We start from the raw sequence: 16,785 nt of genomic DNA, 5'->3' as shown, positions 1-16,785 counted from the left end.
CGCTGCCCTCATATAATACCTTTATACTTAAAATAATTCGAATTGCAGTTACGATTACTGCAACACAAAGCATAGTAAGTACAAATATCAACCTAAGATTTTCGCCAGTTCTTCACTAACTTCTGCCACTTTACGTGTACCATCTAATTTGAAGTACTTGGTATTCCCTTGTTTAGCTTCATTTTGGTAATACGCAATTAAAGGTGCAGTTAATGCATGATATTCAACCAGACGCTTACGCACGGTGTCTTCTTGGTCATCTTTACGGATGGTTAGTTCTTCACCTGTTACATCGTCTTTGCCTTCAACCTTTGGTGGGTTAAAGTTGATGTGATAAACACGGCCTGATGGCGCATGTACACGGCGGCCAATGATACGCTCAACAATGATTTCGTCTGGTACAGCAAATTCCAGTACGTTATCAACAGTGATGCCAGCTTCTTTCATCGCGTCCGCTTGTGGGATTGTACGAGGGAACCCATCCAACAAGAAGCCATTGCGGCAGTCATCTTGTTTGATACGCTCTTTAACTAATGCGATAACTAATTCATCAGTAACTAATTTACCGTTATCCATCAGCTCTTTAGCTTGTAAGCCGAGTTCGCTCCCTGATTTAACAGCGGCACGTAACATGTCACCTGTTGAAATTTGAGGGATCCCAAACTTTTCCATAATAAATTGAGCTTGAGTGCCCTTACCAGCGCCTGGAGCGCCAAGCAGAATGATACGCATTGCGTAAACCCCTTGCTATTTAGATTTTTATAATTTGAAAAGAAAACAAGCTACCATACCATTAGCATGCTGCTTTACTCAAGAACACACGTAAACGATTTCGCATTTATCTTTTTTCGCAAAAGAAAAAAACCACGCTAAAGCACAAGCAAAAGCGTGGTTTATGCTCAATATCGAAAATATCGAATCAAATTACTTTAAAAGTAATTCATTGATTTTACGTATAAATAGGTTTGGATCTTCCAATGTGCCACGTTCTGCTAACAGTGCTTGATCCAACAAAACATCCACCCAATCAGCAAACACGGATTCATCTGACACTTCTGCAGCTTTTTTCACCAATGGATGCGTTGGGTTCAATTCGAAGTTATATTTTACTTCTGGCGCGGCTTGCCCGGCTGCTGCAAACAGTTTCGCCATTTGTGTACTCATTTCATCCACGTCTGTCGTGACAATGGCCGGGGTATCCGTTAAGCGATGCGTGAGTTTAACGTCTTTAACACGCTCACCAAGGAATGACTTAACGCGTTCAACAAATGGCTCTAGTTGCTTATCCGCTTCCTCTTGTTCCGCTTTGTTTTCATCCGCTAGCTTATCTAATGACTCGTCTGCTTTGCTTACGGATTGGAACTGTTTACCGTCGAATTCAGACAGATAGTTCATCATCCATTCGTCAATACGGTCAGATAACAGCAAGACTTCAATACCTTTTTTACGGAACAATTCAAGGTGTGGACTACCTTTTGCCGCTGCATAGCTATCTGCAGTGATATAATAGATTTTATCTTGGCCTTCAACCATGCGGCTAACATACTCTTCTAAAGAGACGTTCTGTACACTGCTATCGGTATGAGTCGTCGCAAAACGCAGAAGTTTAGCAATAGTTTCGCTATTTGCCATATCCTCTGCGGGGCCTTCTTTCATCACTAAACCAAATTGTTGCCAGAAGGTTTGGTATTTTTCTGCATCAGATTTGGCCAGTTTTTCCAACATTTGCAGAACGCGTTTGGTTAAGGCACTGCGCAAACTACGGGTTAATGCGCTGTCTTGCAGTATTTCCCGCGAAACGTTCAACGGTAAATCATTGGAATCTAGCACCCCACGAATAAAGCGCAGGTAATTCGGCATGAACTGTTCCGCGTCATCCATAATAAATACGCGTTGAACATAGAGTTTCAAACCATGCTGTTGGTCACGATTCCATAGATCAAACGGGGCTTTAGACGGCACATACAGCAAGCTAGTATATTCTTGCTTACCTTCTACGCGGTTATGTGTCCATGTCAGCGGGTCTGCGTAGTCATGGGAGATATGTTTATAGAATTCCGCGTATTCTTCGTCTGAAATTTCAGATTTACTACGAGTCCATAATGCTTTCGCTTGGTTAATTTTTTCCCAAGTTACCGTACCGTCTTCTTCATTTTTTTCTTCGATTTCAACGGGTAAAGCAATATGGTCAGAATATTTGCTAATCACTGAACGCAGGCGCCAGTTATCGAGATATTCTTTTTCATCATCGCGTAAATGTAAGGTAATTTCGGTGCCGCGCTCCGCTTTTTCAATATCAGCAATGGTGTATTCACCTTCACCGGCAGATTCCCAGAACACACCTTCATCGGCAGGAGCACCCGCCGCACGGCTACGTACAGTTACTTTATCGGCCACAATAAATGCGGAATAGAAACCAACACCAAATTGGCCAATCATCTGGCTGTCTTTGACTTGGTCGCTACCTAATGACTCTAAGAATGCTTTTGTGCCTGATTTAGCGATAGTCCCAAGGTTTTCAATCACCTCTTCACGGCTCATACCGATACCGTTATCGCTGATGGTCAATGTACCTTGGTCTTTATCGGCACTAATACGCACACGCAGCTCACCATCGTTTTCATACAATTCTGGTTTAGATAATGCTCGAAAACGCAGTTTATCGGCTGCATCTGATGCGTTGGAGATCAATTCACGTAAGAAAATCTCTTTATTCGAATAAAGAGAGTGGATCATTAATTGGAGGAGTTGTTTAACTTCTGATTGGAAACCACGCGTTTCCTGTCCTTTCATACTCATTAATCGCCTCTATTTCATCAATCTAATTGGATAGGTTTGACTTATCGATGCAGATTAGTTGGGGGCGAAAAACAGAAATTCAAGCGAAAGGGATAAAAAATTTAGCTAATCAAAGTCAAAAGCCAATGATTAAAAAGAAAATAATAACTCAATGAGATATTTTAGAGAGTTAGATTAAAAAATCATTCCCTTTCCCCAGTCTACCCTCTAAATAATTTGTACTGTAGCTAGGCGTCAAATACGTTAATTCCTAGGAGCATACTAGTATGTGACCCGAGTCACCGAGTGCAGCCCCCTACGGCTCAAATTAGTAACTGAATTCTGTAGGGGGATTTTAGAAAAACGAAATCAATATCATCCTCTAAATAATTTGTGCTGTAGCTAGGCGTCAAATACGTTAATCCCTAGGAGCATACACCAGTATGTGACTAGGGTTAACGCATGAAGACAACAACGCTACAGTGCAAAGTATGACGAGGATATCAAAGTTTAAGGCGGCCGGAGAGCGAATGAGACAACGTCGTACTATCGACTAACTCTAACTCCCCACCCACAGGCACCCCGTGCGCAATTCGGCTCGCCGCTACCCCATATTGAGCACACATTTGCCCAATATAGTTTGCCGTCGCTTCTCCTTCAACCGTTGGATTGGTTGCTAAAATCACTTCAGTGATAGTCTCGGACGCCAAACGCTCTTCGAGTCTATCAAGGCCGATATCCATTGGGCCGATACCATCAAGTGGTGATAAATGCCCCATAAGGACAAAATAGCGCCCGGAAAATTGCCCGGTTTGTTCTATTGCATAGATATCTGCTGGACTTTCAACAATACAAATCAAACCATTTTGTTGACGACGCGGGTTATCGCAAATATTACAGATATCTTGTTCTGTAAATGTTCGGCAATCACGGCAGTGACCTATTTCAGACATGGCTCGAGTGAGCGATTGCGCTAAACGCATTCCACCACTGCGGTCACGCTGTAAAAGATGAAAAGCCATTCGCTGCGCTGACTTGGGGCCAACCCCCGGAAGACAGCGCAGAGCTTCCATCAACGATTCAAGAAGCGGACTTGTTTGCATTAGAATGGCATCTTAAAGCCTGGTGGTAATTGCATACCACTGGAAACACTCGCCATTTTTTCTTTCTGAGTTTCTTCGATACGACGTGCAGCATCATTAAATGCTGCGGCAATCAAATCTTCTAACATTTCTTTGTCGTCTTCGAGCAAGCTAGGGTCAATCTCAACACGGCGGCAGTTATGTGAGCCATTAATCGTCACTTTAACTAACCCAGCACCAGATTCGCCTGTAGCTTCTAGTTGAGCGATTTCTTCCTGAACTTTTTGCATTTTATCTTGCATTTGCTGGGCCTGTTTCATCAGGTTACCCAATCCACCTTTACCAAACATAGTTATCTCTCACAACTGAGGCTACAGCTTAATAATGAGACTGTAGCGTTAAACGGGGCGAATACTCTCTTCATCTAATTGCGCATCAAACATTGAGCGCAGTTTTTGAATCGTTTTATCCGCAATAATAGACTGGCGCGCTTGTGCCAGTTTTTCTTCATAAATCGCCTGTCGCCATTCTAGCGGGGTTTTCACCTCGCTATTATCATCATGAACGATTTTCAGTTCAACAGTACGACCATATTGTTCACTCAGAGCTTCTTCCAACACTTTGTGTGCCGATGGTTTATCGAGGTGCTTCTGAGCCGAGCGCAAATGTAAAACAATTTGCGACTCACTTAATTCTTCTATATATGAATTCAAAGCTAATTGTTCAACCAGTTTGGGAATATTTAATTTTGCGATTTTCCCTGACCAGCTATCCCGAATTCGCCCTTCTTCAATGATTTTAACGGCTAATTCAGGCGTTTTTTCATATTCCAACGCCTCTTTGATTCCGCTTGGCGTTGTTACCGCTTCTTTTGGAGCCATCGCCTCTTCATTTTGCGGCTTCCATTGGTACTGCTTTGGTTTTTGTGGTTTTGCTGCCTGAGCCGCTCTATTTTCCACATTTTGTTGATGTTTGCTGGTCACGGCGGCCAGCCTTTCCAGTGCTGATGCCGCCGGCTTAGCCCTTTCAGGCATCACCGGTTTAGCCTTTTTTGGGCTAGGATCCTCACTTTGGGGAGATTGTAACGCCTGCCTCGCCTTCAATAACTGTAATGTTGGGCTATTGTCTGGCAGGTTTTCCGCTCGTGCTTGTGTCGGAGGCACCCTTTGGGACATATTTGATGCCACTGGCGGCGCTGACTGGGTAGCTACTTGTGGAATAACCTGTGGCGGTGCTTCAATTTCAGCAATCACATTTTTAGGATGAAAAGCTAATGCACGTAATAGTGCCATTTCAACCCCCATACGCCGCTCAGGGGCATAGGGTAGTTCTTTTCTTCCAACTAATAACGTTTGGTAAAACAATTGGAGATCTGCAGGGGAAATTACCCTTGCAACCTGCCGTAACCGTCCTTCTGTCGATGATGGGTCTGTTTCTTGTTCTGCAGGAAGCAGTTGGATCATTGCTATACGGTGTAATTGCGACAGAATTTCCACCAGCAAGTTTTCCCAATCCGCACCGCGACTAGCAGCTTGCTCTACCTGTTCCATCACCGCCATGCTATCAGCACGTACTAGTGCTTCAATAATGGCTAATGGCTGTTCGTCATCAAGGGTTCCTAGCATTTGGCTAACTATATCAGCCGTAACTTTCCCTTGTCCCATAGCAATGGCTTGGTCAGTTAAGCTTAATGCATCACGTAAACTGCCATCTGCCGCTCTTGCTATCAGCTGGCGAGCACGTTGATCATGTTCAATATTTTCTGCATTCAGGATGAGTTCAAGTTGCTCACTGATTTGCGTGACATCTAACGCTTTTAAGTGGAATTGCAAGCAGCGGGACAAAATGGTCACAGGGAGTTTTTGCGGGTCAGTCGTCGCCAACAAAAACTTCACATGTTCAGGTGGTTCTTCAAGGGTTTTTAATAACGCATTGAAACTATGACGAGACAACATGTGTACTTCGTCAATTAAATAAACTTTGAAGCGCCCACGTGCCGGTGCATATTGGACATTGTCTAATAATTCACGAGTATCTTCGACTTTAGTACGAGAGGCTGCGTCAATTTCAATTAAATCGACAAATCGCCCTTGCTCTATTTCAAGGCAATTGGCGCATTGCCCACAAGGCGATGCAGTTATCCCTGTTTCGCAATTAAGGCCTTTGGCAAACAGGCGAGCAATCGTCGTTTTTCCTACGCCACGTGTACCGGAGAAAAGATAGGCATGATGAAGCCGCTGATGCGTTAGCCCATTAGCGAGTGCAGTCAAAACGTGCTGTTGACCAACAACGTCTGAAAATTTTTGGGGGCGCCACTTACGGGCAAGTACCTGATAGCTCATGGATTCCACTGTCATTTAACATGGTACGTGAATATATATAATCATAGTACCATGCTACCACAGCCTCAACCTATACAGCGAGGCTGTGATAAAAATAGAGGGAAAATAAAGATTAGTGGCCTGGGAACTCAACAAGGCTATACGAAGAAACACCTTCTTTTTGTAGACGCTCAACGCCGCCAAGATCAGGTAAACAGATGATAAATGCCGCATCCACAACATTAGCACCAAGCTGTTTGATCATTTTCACCGTTGCTTCCACTGTACCACCTGTCGCGAGTAGATCATCAACAACTAAGACGTTATCGTCAGGGTTGATGCTGTCTTTATGGATTTCAAGCGTATCGGTGCCATATTCGAGGTCGTAAGTCATACTTAATACTTCACGTGGTAATTTCCCTTTTTTACGCACAGGGACAAAACCTACGCCTAAACGTAATGCGACTGGAGCGCCGAATAGAAAACCACGCGCTTCAGTTCCTACAATTTTAGTGACGCCTTTATTTTGATAATGTTCGACTAACATATCAATTGTTGCTTGGTATGCAGCAGGGTTATTTAATAAAGTGGTAATGTCACGAAAAATCACACCTTCGATTGGATAATCTTGGATAGATGCGATACTTTCTTTAATCAATTGCAGTTGTTGCTCTTTAGCGGTCATAATAAAAGCCATGTAGTAAACACGAAAGTGTAGAATCTATGTAAAGTACCATAAAAATGCAATAAGAAGCCGTCAATTTGGCATCAGTTTTGTTGCTGAATATCAATATTCCGCTATTTTTGACACTTAATGAGAACAAAAAATGAAAATCCCCGCTCTTTTAGATGCGTTAAAAAAGCAGATTGATGAATTGAAAACTCGAGTTGACCCCATAAAAGACCTTGAGTTTTCACATTCACGCTTCGACATGCAATTGTTTAGCCGCAAATCTACCCGTTTAGGCGATTGCCAAAATGAATTACAGACCTTGTATCAGCAATTGTGCCATAGCGTAACGTTAAACCACAGCGAGCAGGTCAATTTCCTGACGGAGAAAATTGTCCACCAAATACAAGCCATTTCTCGGGAGATTTCTACACAAGCTTTACGTGAAAAAGAATCCAGCTTTACTAAGAAAAAGGAACAGATTGATTTATATGAACGTTTATCGCAACACCAAGACTATGAACGACGCTTACAAGCCATGGTAAGTGAAAAAGAGCTTCATTTAAGTGAGCTAACTGACCACCGTCTACAACACCAGTGCCAAAAAGAACTCGCTGTACTTGCTGGCCGTTTGTACCGTTGCCGCCAAGCACTTTTACGTATTGAGAAAGCCATTGAACATCAGGAAAATCAATATTTTGATTAAATATTGGAAGGAATCAGTATGAGTTCACTCAAAGATGCGCCACAAGAAGTCCAACTTGCTGTTGATTTAATCTACTTATTAGAAACCGCTGAGATAGACACCGATGTGGTTCTCAAAGCACTTGAAATTGTGAAAAATGATTATATGTCAAAACAAGTGCAAGCAGCACAAGCTACTTGCACCAAAGAAACTTAACGGGCCTAGTGCGTTTCACCATCACTATCTTTAGGTGTTCGCTTCACTTCTTGCACTTCATCACCTTTATTATTATGCAAATGAACCTCTAACTGGTTGAATGCAATATCAATGTCATTTTCTCGACATAATTTGTCTATCGCGCGATTCACTTCATCACTTGTCACGCCACGGTCACCAATTTGCCGTACATAAAAACGTAATTCATGGTCTAACGTACTGGCGCCAAAACTGGTGAAATAGACATTGGGAGCGGGTTCGGTCATCACCTTGTTATTATTGGTTGCTGCGGATAATAAGACCCGCTTCACTTTATCTAGATCAGAACCATATGCCACGCCGATCGCAATCGTGATACGCGTGACGGTGTCTGATAACGACCAGTTGATCAACCGCTCAGTCACAAAAGCTTTATTCGGAATGATCACTTCTTTACGATCAAAATCGACGATGGTTGTCGCACGAATACGAATTTTACTAACCGTTCCTGAATAAGTCCCAATAGTCACTGTATCCCCAATACGGATCGGCCGTTCGAATAGTAAAATGATCCCTGAGACAAAGTTGGCAAAAATTTCCTGTAAGCCAAACCCTAACCCGACAGTTAAAGCAGCGGCTAACCATTGCAATTTATTCCATGTCACGCCGATCATCCCTAACGAGGCTATCGCGCCAATCCCCACGATAATATAGGTTAATATTGTCGTAATCGCATAAGTAGAACCCTGACGGAGTTTTAACCGTGATAATACCAATACTTCCAATAGCCCAGGGAGATTTCGCGTCATCACCCAAGACACAATGATGATCACAAGAGCCAATATTAAATTCGCTAACGTCACGAATTGTAAGATATTTCCCCCTTCTGCCGATGTGGTGGTATAGCTCCACAAATTCACGCTATCTAAGAAAGAGAAAATGGTGATGAAGTCAGACCAAATCGCATAAAACGCTAAAGCAAAGATAATAAACAATACCATCGTTGTAAGGCGTAGCGATTGCTGGCTAATCAACTCGATGGTCATTGGTGGCTCTTTAATGGGTTCGTTTTCAACATCTTCTTGCTTCAACATCGCACGACGTTCTATGGCACGTTGATATGCCAACTTACGAGCAACCAGTGTTAGTCCCCTTAAGCAAGCATTGTAAGTGATATACCACAGGAGTAAAAGATAGAGGCTATCTAACCAACGATTAGCCAAACGCAATGTCGTGTAGTAATACCCCGCCATCATTAAGCCCACTAAAATTAATGGCGAAAAAGTCAGTAATGTCATGACAATACTGCGCGTTAAGTGGCTACCTTTCTCTTGCCAAACCTGTTTACAGAATGGGATTGTAAAGATACACAACAGTATAAGGGAAACCAGCACAATTAACTGGCCAATCACGTCCTCAGACACTTTTAGTGGGTTGCTAACACCATAAGTAGAAAAGAAAATAAGTGGCACCAAAGGAATCGATAACCTAATCATTCGACGTCGTGTCTGAGATATTTTCTCTTTTTCAATACCAAAATGCTTTTGTGCGATACCTTGGGGCCTTAACACACGAAACGTCAGCTCAAATAACGCCCAAAATATCGCTAACTGTTGGCTGAACTGCCAGAAAAATGGGCCTTGTACATTCCCTGTTTTCAAAAACCAGTAACCAAATGCGAGTAAAAACAGTGAAATAGGCAATGTTTGCATTAATGTCAGCAGGATCGCAAATGGTGTACTTAGCACGCTATCATTGCGTAAACTGGAAAGCCGTTGGTCAATATCTTGCAATCGATTATTAATTTTACGATTAAACCAAATAAACAGTAGCGCAACCAAAACAAGTGGAATAACCACTAACAGTGAATTACTCACACCCCGTTTAATGCTGCGGTTTGATAAACTAAAATCAAAGCTGTTAATTTGTGTCGCTGCGGCTTCAGGGAAAGCTTTCACCCATTCCAAATCAATCGGTTTGTTACTATTCACCCAAAATATTTGCTGCGCCAAGGTATTTTCAAGCGACCCCACCACACTCAATAATTGGTTTTGATCCAATTGTAGGTTAATTGCTTGGGAAATTTGCCCGCCAAGCTGCTGGTTAAGTTCATCTAATAACCCACGACGAACTTCTAATAATTTCAATAATGTGGATTTATCTTCCGTTGATAATAATGTGCTGTTTGTAGACTCATCCCCGGCTTTTATTTCAAATTGCTGTTCCAACTTCGTAATATAATCATTAGGTTGGTAAAGCTCATCACGCTGTTGGTTAACATCAAATTGTTCAAGTCGCAAATCGGCGATCGTTGTGGGTAAATTTTTCGTTAGAATATCAGGTGGTAAGTCAATTTGTTGTTGAAACAAAATTCGTGAAAGCAATAAGCTACCGCGTAATACATTAATTTGTTCTTTTAGATTTCGTTCTGATTGTGTCGCTCTTTCGAGCCAGGTTTTTACACGGATACCATTTTGAACCAATTTATTGCTATTTTCTGTCACTGCGATTAACCGGTCGCTCAGCGCATTATTAATCCCAATTTCTTTCTGAATAAGGGGATTTTGTTGGGCTTTGATATCGGTTTCAGAAGTACTTAATGCTTCACGCACCGTTGATTGGGAGTCATTTAAGCGGCGATGGCTTATCGCATTTTGTACTTGCTGAATATGATGTTCCAATTGTTCAATATATGCTGCGGTATAATCACGCTGTTTTTGCAGCACATCTTGTAATTGGGTATTCGTCTGTAGGATACGTTTTTGATATTCATTTTGCTGCTGTAATAAATACTGTTCAACTTGCAGCATTGTGATTTGAGTCGGCCTTAAATTCACAGATTCATTTAATGAACTATTTAGCTCATTACGAATTTCCTGCAATCGCCTCGCATTTTCCAACATCATCGCTTGTGCCCTTTCAGGCTGCGTTTGTAAGCCAATTAATTGGCTACTATAGGTTGCGAGGTCATTTTGTTCTGTTTGCAGATTTTCTAAGTAGGAGGTTTGTAATGCTTCTAATTGTGAAAGAGAGCTATCTTGTATTTTTCGTAGAAAATTTTCAGTAAGTTGCTCATTTTCATTTTTTATTTGCAACAAACCTTGCGCAGCTTGTTTTGATTCTTCACTCGCGCTACTGAGTTTTTTTTGCAGATCAGCCGTTCGTTGCTCGAGTTTATCCAATTCGTTATAAAAATCTGAGGTTTTTTCCAGGTCGGCGAGAACAAGTTTATCTTCCTCACTGAGTGAGCTTTTTTTATTCAATGCATTGAGTGCACTTTTTATTTCATTCTTGCTGGGTAAGCTATTTGACGTTAATGCCGTAATTGAGCTGGAAAAAGATGCGATGAAAAAGAACAGTATGATTGATACTAACTGCTGCCACTTCCATTGTTGTTTCATCATAATGGCATTCCTTTATACGAATAATACGTTGCTTAATTAAACAAAGTGCCGATAATAGCCTATCAGCACCTAATTTTACCTAACCAAACACATTTTACGTAGAATATTAGAAAGTTAATACTTTATCAGCCGTTAATGTCCAGCTTGCAAGCTCGACCAATGTACCAACTTCAACACCATCAGCAAGGGTTAATTCACTCACACCACGGGCATCTGTACAAGTTTTACATAATTTAACGGGAACATTTTGTGCCGTTAAAATTTCTAACATTTGTTGAAGGTTATAGCCTTCTTTAGGCTTTTGAGCCGCTAAACCTGCTGTCACTGCATCTGACATCAGAAAAATTTTTAAATCTAACTGTGGCTCTTGCTCTTTTAACGTTATCGCTAATCGCAATGAGTTGAACAATGTTTCACTGCCGTAAGGTGCCCCGTTGGCAATAATCAAGATAGAGGTCATGTCGGACTCCACTTATTCAGTTTGAATGGGTTTTAACCGGATTGCGGTATTACATTTTAGTGTTTCTAATAGTGTATCAACCAATGTAATTGTATGTTGATTAATATTAAAATTTTCTGATTGGAGTAGCCAGTTTTCTAACAAACCAGACATTAATGAGCGGATCATAATCGCGGCACACTCCACATCAAGGTCTGCAGGAAGCTGCCCCGCATCAATACAGGCGGTCAAGTTATCCACAATTCGGCATTGGCTTGCGACGTAATTAGCGCGTTTAAAATCAACTAACTCTGCCATTTCGCCAACTAATTCGCACTTCAAAAAGAAAATTTCCATCAAAGCGCGGTTTTTAGGGCTTTCAATAAAATCAGTCAAAATATAAACTAATAATTCTCTTAGTATTGAAAGTGGATCGTTGGTATATTTAGAATGATAATATTCTTCAGCTTGTACTATTTGGTTATCACCAAATTCACAAGCTTGATAAAAGAGATCAACTTTGTTTTTGAAATGCCAATATATTGCACCTCGGGTAACCCCCGCTGCTTTTGCAATATCGGCTAATGATGTGGCAGAAACTCCTCGTTCAGAGAATGTTTTGATGGCAGCATCTAATATTTCCTGACGGGTTTCTTCAGCCTGTTGTTTAGTTTTTCGTGCCATTGTGACCCGTTTCTATCGAAAGCTGATTTACATACATTCGTGTATGTTTGTACTATAGCACAGTGATAAATCATATTGTTTACCATTTTTCTTATTTTTGTTTTGAACTCATATTGATTAATTGAGGTTAACTTATGCGAAAAAACAGAGGGGTGTTACCTCTGGCTCTGTTAGTTCTTTCAGGTGGCTTGGCTCTATCCGGTTGTAACGATGAACAACAAGGTGGCGGAGAACGCCCGGCGCCTGAAGTAGGAATTGTTACGCTTAAAGCCGAACCTCTGACGCTCAAAACCGAGTTACCAGGCCGTACATCCGCATTTCGTGTTGCCGAGGTTCGTCCTCAGGTTAGTGGCATCATATTGAAGCGCAACTATAAAGAAGGTAGCGACGTAGAAGCAGGGACATCTTTATACCAAATTGACCCGGCACCATTCCAAGCAACTTATGACAGCGCAAAAGCGGAGCTAGCAAAAGCACAAGCTAATGCGAATCTGGCTGCATTAACGGTGAAGCGTTATAAACCATTGTTAGGGACTAATTACATTAGTCGTCAGGAATACGACCAAGCGACTTCAACCTATGCGCAAGCACTCGCTGCCGTCAAAGCGGCTGAAGCGGCGGTTGAAACTGCACGTATCAACCTGAATTATACCAAAGTGACTGCACCGATTAGCGGCCGTACTGGCAAATCGAATGTGACTGAAGGGGCTTTAGTATCAACAGGGCAAACCACTGAATTAATGCGTGTTCAGCAACTTGATCCTATCTATGTTGACGTAACGCAATCGAGTGACGATTTCTTACGCCTCAAAAATGAGATAGCGAAAGGCGCTGTACAGCGAGAATCAGGAAAAGCGCCTGTCAGCTTGATCAACAACAACGGTCAAGAATACGCACAAAAAGGTGTTCTGGAATTCTCTGATGTCACTGTTGATGAAACAACAGGGTCTATCACAATGAGAGCCATGTTCCCTAACCCGAATAAAGAGTTACTTCCAGGTATGTTTGTTCGTGCTGTATTAGAAGATGGTGTTATTGACAATGCGATTCTAGTTCCGCAACAAGGCTTGTCTCGTACGGCTCAAGGTACTTCTCAAGTCATGGTTGTTGGCGCTGAGAATAAAGTTGAAGTCAGAAAAGTTAAAGCTGGACAAGCGATTGGCAACAAATGGCTGGTCACTGAAGGTCTACAAGCAGGTGATCGCGTCATCGTCATCGGCTTGCAAAAAATCAAACCAGGAATTGTTGTGAATCCTAAGGAAGCAAACTTAGAAACGCAATCCATAGACAATCAGGCAAAACCTGAAGAAAAGTCTAAATAAGGGAGCGGCTGATTAATGCCTAAGTTTTTTATAGAAAGACCAATTTTTGCGTGGGTAATTGCCATTATCACCATGCTTGCTGGTCTGTTGGCAATTATCCAGTTACCTGTTTCGCAGTACCCGACCATCGCGCCACCAGCTGTTTCTATTTCAGCTAACTATCCGGGAGCGGATGCTGAGACGGTACAAAATACAGTAACGCAGGTTATCGAACAGAACATGAACGGTATCGATAACTTGGTATATATGTCATCGAGCAGTGATTCATCAGGTTCTGCTAGCATTACGCTGACATTTGAAGCAGGAACTGATGGTGATATCGCGCAAGTACAGGTGCAAAACAAATTGCAACTAGCGATGCCATTGTTGCCACAAGAAGTTCAGCAACAAGGTATTAGTGTCGATAAATCAACTAGTTCATTCTTAATGGTTGCGGGTTTCGTTTCTAACGATGGCTCAATGGGGCAATATGATATTGCCGACTATGTAGGGTCAAATATTAAAGACCCACTTAGCCGAGTTAACGGTGTAGGTGAAACTCAACTGTTCGGTACCCAATATGCGATGCGTATTTGGTTAAAACCAGAGCAACTCGTTAAGTACAATATGACCACTACGGATGTCATTAATGCGATTAAAGTTCAAAATAACCAAGTCGCAGCAGGACAACTCGGTGGTTCACCATCTGTAGCAAATCAGCGTTTAAACGTTTCTATCATTGCGCAGACACGGCTAAATAGCCCTGAAGAATTTAGCAATATTTTATTACGTGTAAACCAAGATGGTTCACAAGTACGTATTAAGGATGTTGCTGAGGTTCAATTAGGTGCTGAAAACTATAGTACGATTGCCCGCTTTAATGGTAAGCCCGCAGCAGGTATCGGTATTAAACTGGCAACGGGAGCGAACGCATTAGATACGTCTAATAACGTTCGTGCTGCGCTTGAGGAAATGAAACCTTTCTTCCCTCAAGGGTTAGAGATTGTTTATCCATACGATACAACCCCATTCGTTAAAATTTCAATTAACGAAGTGGTTAAAACGTTAGTAGAAGCAATCATGCTGGTTGTTGTTGTAATGTATTTGTTCCTACAAAACATCCGTGCAACACTGATACCAACGATTGCAGTACCTGTCGTATTGTTAGGTACCTTTGCTATCTTGTCGGCATTTGGTTATTCCATAAACACCTTGACCATGTTCGCGATGGTACTCGCCATCGGGCTTCTCGTCGATGACGCCATCGTTGTTGTTGAGAACGTGGAGCGTGTTATGCAAGAAGAAGGCTTATCACCAAAAGAAGCGACCAAAAAATCAATGGGTCAAATCCAAGGTGCGTTAGTCGGTATTGCAATGGTGCTGTCTGCGGTATTTATTCCTATGGCCTTCTTTGGCGGTTCTACAGGGGCAATTTACCGTCAGTTCTCAATTACCATTGTATCCTCCATGATCTTATCAGTACTGGTTGCGATGATCTTAACGCCAGCACTGTGTGCCACCATGTTGAAGCCAATTGAAAAAGGCAGCCATGGTAGCCAGAAAGGGTTCTTTGGGTGGTTTAACCGCACATTTGAAAAACAAGCACACCACTACACTGATAGTGTAAGCCGCATGCTTAACGGTACTGGCCGTTATCTCGTGATTTACCTACTGTTAGTGGTTGGTATGGCGTTCATGTTTGTCCGCTTACCGTCTTCCTTCTTACCTGCGGAAGACCAAGGGGTATTCTTGTCAATGATCCAATTACCACCAGGTTCAACGCAAGAACAAACCCAAGCGGTACTGGATGAAGTGAATAACTACTACCATACCGAAGAAGCTAAAAACGTTGAGTCGGTCTTTACCGTTGGAGGCTTTAGCTTCGCAGGTCAAGGACAAAATATGGGTCTTGCCTTCGTCGTTCTGAAAAATTGGAGCGAACGTAAAGGCGATGAAAACCACGTTGATGCGATTGTGCAGCGTGCGAATATCGCACTGTCACAAAAACAAGAGGCCTTGATTTACGCCTTTAACCTACCAGCGATTGTTGAGTTAGGTACCGCAGACGGGTTTGACTTTGAGTTAGTCGATAAAGGTAACTTGGGGCATGATAAACTGATGCAAGCCCGTAACCAGTTACTTGGATTGGCAGCTCAGCACCCAGAAATGCTTCAAGGTGTTCGTCCAAATGGTCAGGATGATACTTCGCAATACCGTATTTATATTGACCAACAAAAAGCACAGGCTCAAGGTGTCGCTATCAGTGATATCAACGCAACATTGAGTTCTATGTTTGGTGGAAGCTACGTGAATGACTTTATCGACCGCGGTCGTGTGAAGAAAGTTTACGTACAAGGTGACGCAGAAAGCCGTATGTTACCTTCTGACATCAGTAACCTGTATGTTCGTAATAACCAAGGTAAAATGGTTCCGTTCTCTGCATTTATGGACGAATCCAAAGATCCTTGGAAGTATGGCTCACCACGTTTAGAACGTTATAACGGTGTCCCTGCGATGAATATTCAAGGCCAAGCAGCGCCTGGGAAAAGTACAGGTGATGCGATGCTGTTAATGGAAAAACTCACCACTGAAAACCTGCCTGAAGGAATTGGTTACGAGTGGACGGGTATGTCTTATCAAGAACGTTTAGCAGGTAACCAAGCCCCTGCACTGTATGCGATCTCTTTGATAGTGGTATTCCTGTGTCTGGCTGCTCTATATGAAAGCTGGTCTGTTCCATTCTCAGTTATGTTAGTGGTTCCATTAGGTATTATTGGTGCGTTATTGTTCACCAGTGTTCGCGGTTTAGACAACGACGTTTACTTTAAAGTGGGACTCTTAACCACCATTGGTCTCTCGGCGAAAAACGCAATACTGATTGTTGAATTTGCCAAAGACTTGATGGAAAAAGAAGGTAAAGGGTTAGTCGAAGCAACACTGAATGCAGTTAAAATGCGTTTACGACCCATTCTGATGACATCACTCGCCTTTATGTTAGGTGTTATCCCACTAGTGTTTAGTAATGGTGCAGGTTCTGCATCCCAGAACTCCGTAGGTACTGGTGTTCTTGGGGGAATGTTCGCAGCGACCTCGCTGGCTATCTTCTTCGTTCCAGTATTCTTCGTGGTGATCCGTCGCCGTTTCTCGAAGAAATCAGAGGACATTGAGCACAGCCATCCGCCAACAGCTAACAGCTAACTGTTACTTATAAAATGCCAGTCTAATG

Annotated in this window: 13 protein-coding genes; 4 read left to right on the top strand and 9 right to left on the bottom strand. The window is 42.3% G+C overall.

The window, feature by feature from the left end:
- Window positions 1–87: 87 nt before the first annotated feature.
- The 6 genes from adk to apt form a co-directional block, all read right to left on the bottom strand.
- Window positions 88–732 (bottom strand): adenylate kinase, encoded by a 645-nt coding sequence (gene adk, locus PSE60_RS13300; RefSeq protein WP_210838678.1) that lies wholly within the window; start codon window positions 730–732, stop codon window positions 88–90.
- A gap of 192 nt (window positions 733–924) precedes the next feature.
- Entirely contained in the window at window positions 925–2,793 is a 1,869-nt protein-coding gene (gene htpG, locus PSE60_RS13295; RefSeq protein WP_004913627.1) for a molecular chaperone HtpG, read from the bottom strand.
- A 488-nt stretch (window positions 2,794–3,281) separates the two neighbouring features.
- A complete protein-coding gene (gene recR / locus PSE60_RS13290) occupies window positions 3,282–3,881 on the bottom strand; it encodes a recombination mediator RecR (protein WP_004913633.1) in 600 nt (199 codons plus the stop codon).
- The gene (locus PSE60_RS13285; protein WP_004260403.1) at window positions 3,881–4,210 is read right to left on the bottom strand and encodes a YbaB/EbfC family nucleoid-associated protein; all 330 of its coding nucleotides are present in this window, start codon (window positions 4,208–4,210) and stop codon (window positions 3,881–3,883) included. The genes recR and PSE60_RS13285 overlap by 1 nt, the downstream gene beginning before the upstream one ends.
- Before the next feature lie 48 nt (window positions 4,211–4,258).
- Entirely contained in the window at window positions 4,259–6,202 is a 1,944-nt protein-coding gene (gene dnaX, locus PSE60_RS13280) for a DNA polymerase III subunit gamma/tau (protein ID WP_272665709.1), read from the bottom strand.
- 112 nt (window positions 6,203–6,314) lie between these two features.
- Window positions 6,315–6,866, bottom strand: coding sequence for an adenine phosphoribosyltransferase (apt, locus tag PSE60_RS13275; RefSeq protein WP_210838682.1), 552 nt, complete (start codon window positions 6,864–6,866; stop codon window positions 6,315–6,317).
- Window positions 6,867–7,008: 142 nt separating this feature from the next.
- Here apt and priC point away from each other — a divergent pair, with 142 nt between their 5' ends.
- Window positions 7,009–7,557 carry a primosomal replication protein PriC gene (gene priC, locus PSE60_RS13270; RefSeq protein WP_109912058.1) on the top strand — a complete coding sequence of 183 codons (549 nt, stop codon included), beginning with the start codon at window positions 7,009–7,011 and terminating at the stop codon, window positions 7,555–7,557.
- Between the two features lie 18 nt (window positions 7,558–7,575).
- A complete protein-coding gene (gene rsmS, locus PSE60_RS13265; protein ID WP_272665708.1) occupies window positions 7,576–7,752 on the top strand; it encodes a pleiotropic regulatory protein RsmS in 177 nt (58 codons plus the stop codon).
- Window positions 7,753–7,757: 5 nt separating this feature from the next.
- On the opposite strand, the gene mscK is transcribed toward rsmS, so the two are convergent.
- The 3 genes from mscK to acrR form a co-directional block, all read right to left on the bottom strand.
- Complete coding sequence (gene mscK, locus PSE60_RS13260) at window positions 7,758–11,135, bottom strand: mechanosensitive channel MscK (RefSeq protein WP_272665707.1); 3,378 nt, start codon at window positions 11,133–11,135, stop codon at window positions 7,758–7,760.
- 106 nt (window positions 11,136–11,241) lie between these two features.
- Window positions 11,242–11,595: a DsrE/DsrF/TusD sulfur relay family protein gene (locus tag PSE60_RS13255; RefSeq protein ID WP_004913652.1), complete on the bottom strand. Its 354-nt coding sequence runs from the start codon at window positions 11,593–11,595 to the stop codon at window positions 11,242–11,244.
- A 12-nt stretch (window positions 11,596–11,607) separates the two neighbouring features.
- Window positions 11,608–12,258 carry a multidrug efflux transporter transcriptional repressor AcrR gene (acrR, locus tag PSE60_RS13250; protein ID WP_272665706.1) on the bottom strand — a complete coding sequence of 217 codons (651 nt, stop codon included), beginning with the start codon at window positions 12,256–12,258 and terminating at the stop codon, window positions 11,608–11,610.
- Window positions 12,259–12,392: 134 nt separating this feature from the next.
- Between acrR and PSE60_RS13245 the strand changes: the two genes are divergently transcribed.
- The gene (locus tag PSE60_RS13245; protein ID WP_210838690.1) at window positions 12,393–13,580 is read left to right on the top strand and encodes an efflux RND transporter periplasmic adaptor subunit; all 1,188 of its coding nucleotides are present in this window, start codon (window positions 12,393–12,395) and stop codon (window positions 13,578–13,580) included.
- A gap of 15 nt (window positions 13,581–13,595) precedes the next feature.
- The gene (locus PSE60_RS13240) at window positions 13,596–16,757 is read left to right on the top strand and encodes an efflux RND transporter permease subunit (RefSeq protein ID WP_210838692.1); all 3,162 of its coding nucleotides are present in this window, start codon (window positions 13,596–13,598) and stop codon (window positions 16,755–16,757) included.
- Window positions 16,758–16,785 lie beyond the last annotated feature (28 nt).

The sequence above is a fragment of the Providencia sp. PROV174 genome, assembly GCF_028480685.1.
Classification (GTDB): domain Bacteria; phylum Pseudomonadota; class Gammaproteobacteria; order Enterobacterales; family Enterobacteriaceae; genus Providencia; species Providencia rettgeri.
The sequence above is the reverse complement of the archived record's forward strand: the minus strand, read 5'-3'. Positions and strand labels throughout refer to the sequence as shown.

Bases quoted from the DNA above. Each gene is read 5' to 3' on its own strand.
- priC (WP_109912058.1), top strand. From the start codon at position 7,009: ATGAAAATCCCCGCTCTTTTAGATGCGTTAAAAAAGCAGATTGATGAA.
- rsmS (WP_272665708.1), top strand. From the start codon at position 7,576: ATGAGTTCACTCAAAGATGCGCCACAAGAAGTCCAACTTGCTGTTGAT.
- PSE60_RS13285 (WP_004260403.1), bottom strand. From the start codon at position 4,210: ATGTTTGGTAAAGGTGGATTGGGTAACCTGATGAAACAGGCCCAGCAA.
- acrR (WP_272665706.1), bottom strand. From the start codon at position 12,258: ATGGCACGAAAAACTAAACAACAGGCTGAAGAAACCCGTCAGGAAATA.
- apt (WP_210838682.1), bottom strand. From the start codon at position 6,866: ATGACCGCTAAAGAGCAACAACTGCAATTGATTAAAGAAAGTATCGCA.
- htpG (WP_004913627.1), bottom strand. From the start codon at position 2,793: ATGAAAGGACAGGAAACGCGTGGTTTCCAATCAGAAGTTAAACAACTC.
- PSE60_RS13240 (WP_210838692.1), top strand. From the start codon at position 13,596: ATGCCTAAGTTTTTTATAGAAAGACCAATTTTTGCGTGGGTAATTGCC.
- recR (WP_004913633.1), bottom strand. From the start codon at position 3,881: ATGCAAACAAGTCCGCTTCTTGAATCGTTGATGGAAGCTCTGCGCTGT.
- PSE60_RS13245 (WP_210838690.1), top strand. From the start codon at position 12,393: ATGCGAAAAAACAGAGGGGTGTTACCTCTGGCTCTGTTAGTTCTTTCA.
- PSE60_RS13255 (WP_004913652.1), bottom strand. From the start codon at position 11,595: ATGACCTCTATCTTGATTATTGCCAACGGGGCACCTTACGGCAGTGAA.
- mscK (WP_272665707.1), bottom strand. From the start codon at position 11,135: ATGATGAAACAACAATGGAAGTGGCAGCAGTTAGTATCAATCATACTG.
- dnaX (WP_272665709.1), bottom strand. From the start codon at position 6,202: ATGAGCTATCAGGTACTTGCCCGTAAGTGGCGCCCCCAAAAATTTTCA.
- adk (WP_210838678.1), bottom strand. From the start codon at position 732: ATGCGTATCATTCTGCTTGGCGCTCCAGGCGCTGGTAAGGGCACTCAA.